Source organism: Corynebacterium sp. ACRPZ, assembly GCF_022346205.1.
Classification (GTDB): Bacteria; Actinomycetota; Actinomycetes; order Mycobacteriales; family Mycobacteriaceae; genus Corynebacterium; species Corynebacterium lehmanniae.
This window is the reverse complement of the sequence record NZ_JAKRMR010000021.1, coordinates 17,600-28,526: the sequence shown is the minus strand read 5'-3', so window position 1 is coordinate 28,526 and position 10,927 is coordinate 17,600. Positions and strand designations below refer to the sequence as shown.

9 protein-coding genes and 1 tRNA gene are annotated in these 10,927 nt (G+C 66.2%); 4 read left to right on the top strand and 6 right to left on the bottom strand.

The annotated features are described in order from the left end of the window. Positions 1-146 precede the first annotated feature (146 nt). The 4 genes from MHX64_RS11360 to MHX64_RS11345 are packed head-to-tail and all read right to left on the bottom strand — an operon-like array spanning position 147 to position 1,986. On the bottom strand, positions 147-959 hold the full coding sequence (locus MHX64_RS11360; protein ID WP_239357517.1) for an MBL fold metallo-hydrolase: 813 nt from the start codon (positions 957-959) through the stop codon (positions 147-149). 40 nt (positions 960-999) lie between these two features. Continuing rightward, on the bottom strand, positions 1,000-1,455 hold the full coding sequence (locus tag MHX64_RS11355; RefSeq protein ID WP_181890115.1) for a RidA family protein: 456 nt from the start codon (positions 1,453-1,455) through the stop codon (positions 1,000-1,002). After that, positions 1,456-1,611 carry a DUF4177 domain-containing protein gene (locus tag MHX64_RS11350; protein ID WP_076590059.1) on the bottom strand — a complete coding sequence of 52 codons (156 nt, stop codon included), beginning with the start codon at positions 1,609-1,611 and terminating at the stop codon, positions 1,456-1,458. Between the two features lie 15 nt (positions 1,612-1,626). Next, positions 1,627-1,986 carry a WhiB family transcriptional regulator gene (locus MHX64_RS11345; protein WP_239307013.1) on the bottom strand — a complete coding sequence of 120 codons (360 nt, stop codon included), beginning with the start codon at positions 1,984-1,986 and terminating at the stop codon, positions 1,627-1,629. A gap of 180 nt (positions 1,987-2,166) precedes the next feature. Here MHX64_RS11345 and MHX64_RS11340 point away from each other — a divergent pair, with 180 nt between their 5' ends. After that, a complete protein-coding gene (locus MHX64_RS11340) occupies positions 2,167-4,593 on the top strand; it encodes a penicillin-binding protein (protein ID WP_239357518.1) in 2,427 nt (808 codons plus the stop codon). Here the strand turns inward: MHX64_RS11340 and MHX64_RS11335 are convergent. Continuing rightward, entirely contained in the window at positions 4,590-5,039 is a 450-nt protein-coding gene (locus MHX64_RS11335) for a GatB/YqeY domain-containing protein (RefSeq protein ID WP_239307015.1), read from the bottom strand. The genes MHX64_RS11340 and MHX64_RS11335 overlap by 4 nt on opposite strands. Between MHX64_RS11335 and MHX64_RS11330 the strand changes: the two genes are divergently transcribed. The 3 genes from MHX64_RS11330 to MHX64_RS11320 all read left to right on the top strand — a co-directional run bounded on the left by MHX64_RS11330 (position 5,019) and on the right by MHX64_RS11320 (position 7,169). Continuing rightward, a complete protein-coding gene (locus MHX64_RS11330) occupies positions 5,019-5,960 on the top strand; it encodes a metallophosphoesterase (RefSeq protein ID WP_370642140.1) in 942 nt (313 codons plus the stop codon). The two genes, MHX64_RS11335 and MHX64_RS11330, sit on opposite strands and share 21 nt — an antisense overlap. A gap of 84 nt (positions 5,961-6,044) precedes the next feature. Next, positions 6,045-6,121 (top strand) — tRNA-Pro (locus tag MHX64_RS11325). Between the two features lie 229 nt (positions 6,122-6,350). Continuing rightward, entirely contained in the window at positions 6,351-7,169 is an 819-nt protein-coding gene (locus tag MHX64_RS11320; RefSeq protein WP_181890119.1) for a hypothetical protein, read from the top strand. A 216-nt stretch (positions 7,170-7,385) separates the two neighbouring features. Here MHX64_RS11320 and MHX64_RS11315 read toward each other — a convergent pair whose 3' ends face one another. After that, positions 7,386-10,616 (bottom strand): alkaline phosphatase, encoded by a 3,231-nt coding sequence (locus tag MHX64_RS11315; RefSeq protein ID WP_239357520.1) that lies wholly within the window; start codon positions 10,614-10,616, stop codon positions 7,386-7,388. Positions 10,617-10,927: the final 311 nt, after the last annotated feature.

Genomic DNA, 10,927 nt, shown 5'->3' with positions numbered 1-10,927 from the left:
CCACCGACCGAAGCTGCCTCGGACAGCACGTCCGGCTCCGGGATCAACACTGGAACATCGAGCAAAGTCATGAACAAAACCTCCTACGGATCGTTGTTCACAACCAGCCTGACAGAGAGGGCGTTTTGTCGATTCGTACAAAACCCCTAGGGCGCGGCCTTCAGGTAGCGCAGGGCCACGCGGGTGGACTGCTCGGCGGCGCCGCGCAGCACCGGGTCCACATCGTCGTAGATCGCGTCGACCAGGGTGTTGATGTCGGCGTTCTCGCCGTGGGTCTTCAGCGCCTCGCGGATCTGCTCCAGGCGCTGGTTGCGGCGGTCGATGTACTTGCGGGCGTAGGCCGACAGGTCCGCGCCCTCGGGGCCGTGGCCCGGCAGCAGCGGGATGTCCTTGCCCTGCTCCTCCAGAAGCTCCAGGGAATCCAGGTACTTGCCCAGGTCGCCGTCGGTCTCGGAGATCATGGTGGTGTGGCGGCCAGCGATGGTGTCGCCGGTGATGATGCCCTCCAGCTCGGTGGTCTCCGGGTCTCCCGGGTAGACAAAGAAGCACACAGAATCGCTGGTGTGGCCCGGGGTGGCCACGACCTTCAGGCGTGGGGTGATGCCGTCGACGGCGACCACTTCGCCGTCGATAAGCGGATCCGCCCCCGAGCTGTACTGCGGATCCAGCGAGCGAACAGGAGCACCGGTGAGCTGGCGGAAACGCTCCGCGCCGTCAGCGTGATCGTGGTGGCGGTGCGTGAGCAAAATGAGCGCCACCTCCCCCGCCTTGGAATGGAGGACGTTGAGGTGGCCTTCGTCTTCCGGGCCCGGATCAACGACGATGCTTCGCTGATCCCCCTCACCCCTGATCACCCAGGAGTTGGTCCCCTCGAGCGCCGCGTAGCTGGGGTTCGGCGCCAGGACCACCGCGGCGTTGGCGGTCACAGGGCGCAGTTGGCTGTAAGCGGGATGTTGCATATGCCCCAGCGTACCCGCTTAACAGCCGTGTATTGGAGTTCTAGCTCTTCAGCTCGACGACGAGTTCGACCTCGACAGGCGTGTCCATCGGCAGCGACGCCACGCCCACCGCGGAGCGGGCGTGCGCGCCAGCCTCCCCGAAGACCTCCTGCATGAGCTCGGAGGCGCCGTTAATCACGGCGGGCTGGCCGGTAAACGCCGGGTCGGAGGCGACGAAGCCGACGATCTTGAGCACGCGGGCGACGTTGTCGATGCCGACCAAGTCATCCACCGCGGCGATCGCGTTGAGCGCGGCCTGGCGGGCGTAGCCGTAAGCGGCCTCCTCGGTGACCTCCGCGCCGACCTTGCCGGTGGCGGGCAGTTTGCCGTCGATAAACGGCAGCTGGCCGGACGTCCACACCTGGTTTCCGGCCTCGACGGCGGGCACGTAGGCAGCAACGGGTGCAGCGACGGCGGGCAGCTCGATGCCGAGCTCCTTGAGACGATCAGTCCACATCTATTCGACCTCCCGCTTCATGTAAGCGACAACGTTGTCCTGGGTCGGGCCCGGGACAACGGAGACGAGCTCCCAGCCGTCCTCGCCCCAGGTGTCCAAAATCTGCTTGGTGGCGTGCGTGAGCAACGGAACCGTTGCGTACTCCCATTTCGTCATGGCGCCCAAGACTACCTACAGGCCGACAACTTCGCCGCCGGCAGAGAGGTACTCCGCCCAGTCCGTCACGTGCGGGTTCTTGCGCAGCACCGCGCGGCGCTGACGCTCCGTGAGCCCGCCCCAGACGCCGAACTCGACCTTGTTGTCCAGTGCGTCGGCGCGGCACTCGGTGAGCACCGGGCACGCGCGGCAGATCGCGGCGGCCTTGCGCTGCTCCGCACCCCGGACGAACAGGGCGTCCGGATCCTTGCCGCGGCACTGCGCGTGGGTGACCCAATCCCCTCGGTCAAAAACGAGATGTCCGGATGCGTCGCACTTGCGGGACGTGGTCCGTTGTGCGTTTCGCTGCGCGGTGTTACCCAAAGCCGTGGTCATAGCCGTGCTCCTCTACTCGTTCACCTGCACCGTCTCCCCGGCGCAGTTTTATACATCCGACCGTATATCTACGGTCCCATGTAAATGTAATCACACAAGAAAGAATTCTGTCGAATGGGTCACATTTTTGGGGGGTCTTTTATATTCCCGCGCGCGGGCCGAGTCATTTAAGGTAATGGCGTGTCCGCACTGAAATCCCTAGGAAGCCTGCTTGCCACGCTCGTCGCGGCGGCGCTGGCCATTGCCCTGTGCCTCGCCCCTCTCGCAGGCCTCGGCGGCGCCGCCGTCGCCCGCACCGACGAGACGATGCAGTCGAACCTCTCCGACCTCACCCACGGCGAAGTCCCCGGCGTCACCACGATTAACGACGCCAACGGCACCCCCATGGCCTGGATCTTCAAACAGCGCCGCTACGAGGTGGCCAGCGACGGGATCTCCCAGCACGTCAAGGACGCCCTGGTGGCCACGGAGGACCGCCGCTTCTACCAGCACGAGGGCGTGGACATGCAAGGCTTCGCCCGCGCGATGGTGACCAACGTGCTCGCCGGCGGGGTGGAGCAGGGCGCGTCCACGATCAACCAGCAGTACGTGAAGAACTACCTCTGGCTCATCGACGCGGAGAACGAGGACGAGGCCAACGCCGCCACCGAACAGTCCATCCCGCGCAAGCTGCGCGAGATGCGCATGGCCTCCGACCTAGACAAGACGCTGGAGAAAGACGAGGTGCTGACCAGGTACCTCAACCTCGTCTCCTTTGGCAACCACGCCTTCGGCATTGAGGCGGCGGCGCTGACCTACTTCGACGTCCCCGCCCGCGAGCTCAACCCGGCGCAAGCGGCGCTACTGGTGGGCATCCTGCAGTCCGTGGAAGCGCTCAACCCGTACACCAACCCGGAAGGCGCCACCCAGCGCCGCAACGTGGTTCTGAACAACATGGCAGCCCAGGGCTACCTGGACCAGGCGGAAGCGGACCGCCTGGCCGGCACCCCGCTGGGCATCCTGGGGCAGCCGAAGACGCTGCCGCAGGGCTGTATCGCCGCCGGCGACAAGGGCTTCATGTGCGACTACGCCCTCCGCTACCTCGAGGACAAGGGTCTGGACATGGAGCAAATCCTCAACGGCTCCTACACCATCACCACCACCCTGGACCCGGCGGTGCAGGAGGCGGCCAACAACGCGGTGCGCAACAACGTCAGCCCGTACACCCCGGGTGTGGCCGAGGTGATGAACATCATCCGCCCCGGCGCGGATTCCCGCGACGTGTTGGCCATGGCGTCCTCGCGTTTCTACGGCCTGGACCTGGACCAGAGCCAGACCATCCTGCCGCAGCCGGCCTCCCTGGTTGGCGCCGGTGCGGGTTCGGTGTTCAAGATCTTCACCGCCGCCGCGGCGCTGGAGCAGGGCTACGGCTTGAACACGATGCTGGAGACGCCGGCGCGCTCGGTACTCTACGGCATGGGCGACGGCGGCGCGGCCAACTGCCCGCCGGGCGCGTACTGCGTCGAAAACGCCGGCACCTACGCCCCGCGCATGACGCTGCAGGACGCGCTGGCGCAGTCGCCGAACACCACGTTTGTGGAGCTGATCCAGAAAACCGGCGTGGCACCCGTCGTCGATTTGGCGGTGCGCCTGGGGCTGCGCTCGTACGCGGACGAGAACTCGTTCGGCGACGGCCGCTCCGTCGCACAGGCCGCGAAGGAAGAGAACATGGGCGCCTTCACCTTGGGCCCCCTCGCCGTGAACGCGCTGGAGCTGTCCAACGTGGGTGCCACCTTGGCCTCTGGCGGGCGTTGGTGCGAGCCGAACCCGATCAAGGAAGTGCTGGACGAAAACGGCAAGCAGGTCTTCATCGACCGCCCCGCCTGCGAGCAGGCGGTCGAACCGGACATCGCCGGCGCGCTGTCCCAGGGCATGTCAAAGGACATTGTCGACGGCACCGCGTCCGCTTCCGCCCGCAACAACGGCTGGTCCGCCCCGACGGCCGCGAAGACGGGCACGACGGAGTCCCACCACTCCACCGCGTTTTTGGGCTTCACCCAGACCATGGCGGCCGCGCCGTACATCTACAACGACGGCACCCAGTCCACCCCGCTGTGCACCCAGCCGGTGCGCCAGTGCCAGTACGGCACACTGTTCGGCGGCAACGAAGCGGCCGACACCTGGTTCCAGGCGGCGGCCGGGGTGCCGGGCGCGGCGGCGGGCGGGCTGCCGCCTGCGAGCCCGGTGCACATGCGTGGAACGAAGCGCGGGGCGCTGGACGCGGTGGTCGGCCAGTACTCCTCCGCCGCGAAGTCCCAGCTTGAAGCGCAGGGCTACGCGGTCACGCTGAACACGGTCAACGGCGCCGGCGCGCCGGCCGGCACGGTGGTCTCCGCGGTCCAGGACGGCCCGAACACCACGGTGACGCTGAACGTCTCCGACGGCGCCGGCGCCGCCAGCGCCAGCCCCTCCGCGCCCCCGAGCTCGGCGGCGGCCCCCTCGCCGTCCGCGCCGCCGCAACCAAGCCCCGCTTCCCCGCCGGGCATCGAGGGCCTCGAGCAATCGCTGAACGACGCCCGCGACGCCATCGCCGACGTCTTCGGCGGCGGGGCCGGAAACGGCAACTAGCTCAGGCGCGCCTTGACGGCCTCGGAGAGGCGCTTGCCGTCGGCGCGGCCCTCGGCCTTCGCCGTGGCGGCCTTCATGACCTGCCCCATCTGGGCCATGGACTCGGCGCCGGTCTCGGCGATAGCTTCGTCGATAAGCTTGGCAAGCTCGTCGTCATCCAGCTGCTTCGGCTGGTACACCTCGAGGATCGAGGCCTCGGTGAGCTCGGCCTCGGCGAGGTCGTCGCGGCCGTTGGTTTTGTAGATGTCCGCGGACTCGCGGCGCTTCTTGATCTCGCGGGCGATGATCTTCTGAATCTCCGCGTCGTCCACCTCATGCTTGGAGCCCTCGGTCTCGGCGGTCTGGATCGCGGCCAGCAGCATGCGGATGGTGCCGGTGCGCTCCTTTTCCTTCGCCTTCATGGCTTCTTTGAGGTCTGCGCGGATCTGGTCTTTCAGTGCACTCATGCTTGCGAGATTACAGTGGTGCGGGTGAAGAAGTTGACGGGAATCGGAGCACTTTGCCTATCGACGGGCGCCGCCACGCTGACGTGGGGGTACACCCAACGCAACAATTTCCAGCTGCGCGAGTACACCCTGCCCCTGCTCGAGCCGGGGGTGTTGAAAGGTCGCGACGAGTTTAGGGTGCTGCACGTGTCCGACCTGCACATGATCCCGGGACAGAAACAGAAGGTGGAATTCGTCTCCAGCCTGGACGCGCTCGACCCCGACCTAGTGGTCAACACCGGCGACAACTTGTCGGATGTCGGCGGGGTGCCGTGGGTGCTGGACGCGCTGGGCCCGCTGTTGAACCGCCCGGGTGCGTTCGTGTTCGGCACCAACGACTACTGGGCGCCGCGGCCCGTCAATCCGCTGAAGTACCTGACCGGGGCGAAGCGCGAGCCGTCCTACGAGGACCTGCCGTGGGAGGGGATGCGCGCCGCGTTTGTGGAGCGCGGCTGGCAAGACGCCACCCACGCCCGCCTGGAGTTCAAGGCATCCGGCGTGCGCCTGGCGCTGGCGGGCGTGGACGACCCGCACCACGAGCTGGACCGGTATGCCGAAATCGCCGGGGCGCCGAATGAGGACGCCGATCTGTCTATCGGCCTGCTGCACGCGCCGTACCGCCGGGTGCTGGACGCGTTCGAGACCGACGGCTACCAGCTCGCGCTCGCCGGCCACACCCACGGCGGGCAGATCTGCCTGCCCGGTCAGCGCGCCATTGTGACCAACGCGGACATCGACCGCGAGCGCGCCTCCGGGCTGCACAAGTACGGCAGGATGTGGATGGAAGTCTCCAACGGCCTGGGCCAATCCAAGTACGCGCCGGTGCGCCTGTTCTGCCCGCCGTCCGCGAGCCTGATCCGGGTGGTGGAGCGCGGAGAATAGGTATTGTGACCTCGCGTTTTGGCGTGGCGCCGGGCCGGGGGTAAGGTGTTGCCAGTACCGCGGGCGAGAGTCCGAAGATACAACCGGGATATGGCGCAGCTTGGTAGCGCGCTTCGTTCGGGACGAAGAGGTCGCAGGTTCAAATCCTGTTATCCCGACCACGTACAACCCGCCTTTCGAGGCGGGTTTTCGCATTTGCCGCGCCCTTGCTCCGAGAATCCTGACAGATCACGGCAGCCGTTTGCTCCGACCTGGGGCGATGGGATCCGCCTGACAGATTCAGCCGCGAAGAGTCGGGGTCCCTGCCCCTTAACGCTCTCGCAACATGGCCCCCATCACGCTGGTGCACGTACCGCTTCGAGTACACACCTACCCCTCAAGGAGGCCTACATGAAACGCATCATCACCAGCGCCGCCGCCTGCGCGATCGCTCTCGGCACCGTCGCCGCCCCGGCCCACGCCGCCACCGTCGGCGAGAAGGACGCGGACGGCAACTGCGCCGTCACCCTCACTGACATGGAGAAGGAGTTCATCATGGACACCTTCGACGAGTCCAAGCAGATCGGCGAGCACGAGCGCGCCCGCGATGTCGTCGCCGCTGTGGAGACGGTCTACCCGGGCGTCATGGCCGCCAACGAGTCCGACCTCAAGGGCGAGGCGCCGGACTACTCCACGATCCTGCCGGCTGACCTGGTCAAGCCCTACACCGAGGCGCTGCGGACCCTCGACGAGACCGAGCCGACCACCGCCACCACCCTCGAGGACGTGGACACCGACGCGTGGACAGTCGGTCCGTCCACCGCGCCGATGGCCGAGGCCCCGTTCACCGCGGGCACCGAGCTCTACGAGGCATGGTCCGCCACCCCCAGCGGCATGCTCTCCATGAACCAGCAGCTTATCGACGTAGCTAACGCCTCAGCCGCCACCTCCTGCGCCAAGGGCGACGCGAAGGAAATGGACTACCCCACCGGCCCCATCGCCCTGGATAAGACTAAGCCGGGCAAGGACAAGCCGGGCAAGGAAGGCATGGACAAGGACAAGCCGGGCGACATGGGTTCGTCCGACAAGGACAAGGACGGCAAGGACTCCCCGAACGTTGCCGCGATCGTCGGCGGCGTGATCGCTGCCCTGCTGGCTTTGGCGGGAATCGCGGCGGCGCTGCCGATGCTGGGCATTCACGTGCCCGGCATGAACATGCCGCGCATGTAGCCCCGCCTAGACACGCAACCAGACCTCAAGCCGACGGCCACCACAAAGCCCCAGGTCGCCAAACGCGCTGAGGTCTGGTTTCCCGCTGAGGTCTGGCTACGCCCCCGTAACCAGACCTCAAGCAGACGGCACCGAGCAAAGAAGGACGGCCCGGAGACGCGAAACGTCCCGCCCTCGGTGCTGAACCGGGGACGGGACGTGACGGGCTAGAAATATTTAACGCTTCGCGATCGGGCCAAGAACCTCATCGACCGGGAACGGGAAGAGCAGCGCCAGCAACGAGAGCAGGCCCACGATGCCGGAGATTGCCAGAACGGCGATCAGGCCGACGTTGGAGAGCGAGGAGCCCTCGGAGCTCTGGGAAGGCTGCTCGGCCGGGGCTGCCTCAACCGGCTTCATCTTGTTTTCGAAGGTGAGACCGTGGTTGATGCTCTCGATGCCGAGGGCGTTGTTGACCAGGAAGAACAGGTCAGTCTGGTCGATCTGGCCGGTCACGTTCGCCGCACCCGGGCCGGACGCCGCGACGCGCAGCTGCGCGCCGGTGTGCTGCTGGCCGCCGAGAGCGTCTTCGTCCTCGTTGGTCTTGGAGGTGGCGAAGTTGACCGCCATGGTGGAGCCATCCGCCGTGGTCAGCTGGGTCACGCGGCCGGCGGTGTTCTGGTTCTCGTAGGTGATCTGCGCGGTGTGGGCGTGGTCGGCGGTGGCGACGATGAGGGTCTCCTCGCCGGTCTCCTCGACCCACTTCTGCACGGCCTGGACTGCCTCGTCCAGCTGGCCGACCTCACCGATCAGGCCGCAGGCGTCCGCCTGGTGGTCGGCCTTGTCCGGGGACGCGGACTCGACCTGGAGCAAGAAGCCGTTGTCGTTCTGCAGCAGCTCGAGCGCCTTGGAGGTCATCGCGCCCAGGCGCGGGGTCTCCTCGGTGAACTCCGGGTTGGCCACACAGGTCGCCGGCTGCAGGTCTCCGCCGTCGGTCGTCGGGATGGACTGGTTGAGCACGCGCGGCATGTTGCCCTCGGAGAACAGGCCCAGCACCGGCTTGTCGGAGTTGGCCTCGGCGATGGCGTCAAGCTCGGACGCGTTGGTCACCACCTGGTAGCCGTTGTCCTTCGCGTTGTCCAACACCGACTTGCCGGCGGTCCAGGTATTGCCGCTGGCGTTCCACTTGCCGCCCTGAACGACCTCGGTGTCGAAGTACTTGCTGCCGCCGCCGAGGGTGACGTCGGCGCGCAGGTCCACGATCTGCTCCGAGATGGAGCCCAAGCCGCCGTTTTCACGCAGCTGGTCGCCCTTGGCCACCTTCTTGTCGCCGGACGGTGCGTAGTAGGAGCGGTCGAGCGCGTGCGCGGCGAAGGCAGCCGGGGTGGCGTCCTGGATCTCGGCGGTGGAGACGTTGCCGATCTTCATCCCGCGGGCCTTGGCCAGCTCACCCATGGTGGCGACCGGCTTACCGGCGTTGTCCACACCGATGGCGCCGTTGTAGGTCTTCACGCCGGAGTTCCACGCGGTGCCGGTGGCGGCGGAGTCTGCCACGTAGTTGGGCAGGCCGGTTTCCTTATCCAGGGAGAAAGTGGTCAGGTACCCGGTGTAGTCCAGGTTGTCCAGGCCCTCGAAGCGGCCGGCGGAGCCCTTCAGGTAGTTGCGGGCTGCGGTGATCTCGGAGTCGCCGGTGCCGTCGCCGATCAGGACCACGACGTTCTTCGCCTTGGCGTTGTCGATGCCCTGGCCCTCGGTGCCAAACTGGGCGCAGTCGCCCACCTTCGGAGCTTCGCCGGCGGCGACGAGGTAGCACAGCTCGTCGCCCGACTTGGCCTTCGACCGGTTGGCCAGGGATACGACCTTGTTGTCCTTATTGATCTTCCACGGCTTCTGGCCGCCGTCGGTGCCGCCGTTGAGGCCGAGCGCGTTGGCCATGACGTAGAACGCGTCGGTCTGGTCGATCTGGCCGTTGACGTTCTCGGAGCCCGGGCCGTAGCCGGCGATGCGTACCTGGGTGCCAGTGTGCATCATGGAGAAGTTCGGGGTGTCGAACGGGTCGCCGTTTGCCTTCTTGTCAAAGACCGGGTTGCCCTCCTCATCCAGCCACGGCTGGGTGCCGAAACCGACGGACATGACCGCACCGCCGTCCTTCGGGGACTGCAGGCGGGTCACGGCGGACACAGACGGGCGGCCGTCCGGAATGATCTCGGCGGTGTGCGCGTGGTCGGCGGTGACCACGATCAGGGTGTCCTTGTCCTTCTTGGCAAAGTCCAGGGCTTCCTTGATCACTTCGTCGATCTGATCGGTCTCGCCGATCATTCCGCAGGCGTCGGCCGCGTGGTCCGCCTTGTCGATGGATGCGGATTCGACCTGCAGGAAGAAGCCCTTGTCCGCCGACGGGTCGTCGAGAAGCTCGATGGCCTTCTTCGTCATTTCAGCTGCGGACGGCTCGTCGCCGCGATCCGCTTCCTTGCAGACCTCGGGCTCGGTGGTGCCATCGGACTTCACCGGCACGGTCTGCTCAAACTTGCGGGTCATGTTTTTGTCGTGGAACAGACCGAGCACCGGCTGGTCCTGGTTTGCGACGGTGATGCCCTCGAGGCCCTGCTTGTCGTCGACAACCTGGTAGCCCTTGGCAATCGCATTCTCACGGACCGACTTGCCGGCCTCCCAGTCGGCGCCGCCGTCGTTCTTTTCGGTCAGGAACGGGTTGCGGTTCTCGCCGCCCTCAAGCACCTCAGCGTCGAAGTACTTGCGGCCGCCGCCCAGGGTGACGTCGGCGCGGGTATCGATGATCTGCTCGGAGATGGAGCCGAGACCGCCGTTTTCACGAGCTTCAGCACCCTTGACCGGCTTCGCCTCGCCGGACGGTGCGTAGTAGCCGCGCTTGGAAATGTGCGAGTGCATCGCGCCCGGAGTCGCATCCTGGATCTCCGCGGTGGAGACGTTGCCGGTGCGCATGCCGGCGTTCTTGGCCATCTCCAAGAGGTTCTCGTGCGGCTTGCCCGTAATGTCCACGGACAGCGCGCCGTTGTAGGTCTTTCCGCCCGTGGACCAGCCGGTCGCGGACGCGGCGGAGTCGGTCACGTACTGGCGCTTGCCGTCCTTGCCCACGGCGAAGGTGGTGTACGCGCCGGACGCGGTGAGCTCGTCGAGGCCCTCGAAGCGGCCGTTCGCGCCCTTGAGGTAGTTGCGCGCCGCGGTGATCTCCTGGTGGCCCATGCCGTCGCCCAGGATGAAGATGACGTTACGGGCCTGAGCGTCGGAGTTGCCCTGGCCACCCTTGCCAAACTGGGTGCAGTCGCCCGGCTGCGGCGCGACGACGTTGCCTTCGGAATCAATGGTGATGCAGGTGTCCTTGCCGTTGAACGCCTGCTCCGCGGACTGAGCGAGAGAAACCGGCAGGTTCGCCAGTGCCAGCGCGGAGACGCTGACGACAGCTGCCACTGCCTTGGAGGAGAAACGCATAAGACTTCCTTGAGGTAAGAGGGATGGTTTTTGTAACCACGGCGCAAGCTACTCTCAGGTTGCGTACAGGAGGCTACATTCAGGTTAATTTCAGGTTACGTCCGCATCGGCGCAGCTCCTGGCCCCTATATGTGTTGCAGGTAAGTGAAATCGGTGTTCAACTAGTGGCGTTTTTATTCGTCACGAGAGGTCTGACTACTCCCCCGCAACCGGACCTTCAATGCAAAAGACGGCCCCCGGATCGCTCCGGGGGCCATCTTTCTTCGCGCGGGCTAGCGCGGGTGTCACCACGTCCCAATAGAGAGGTGACA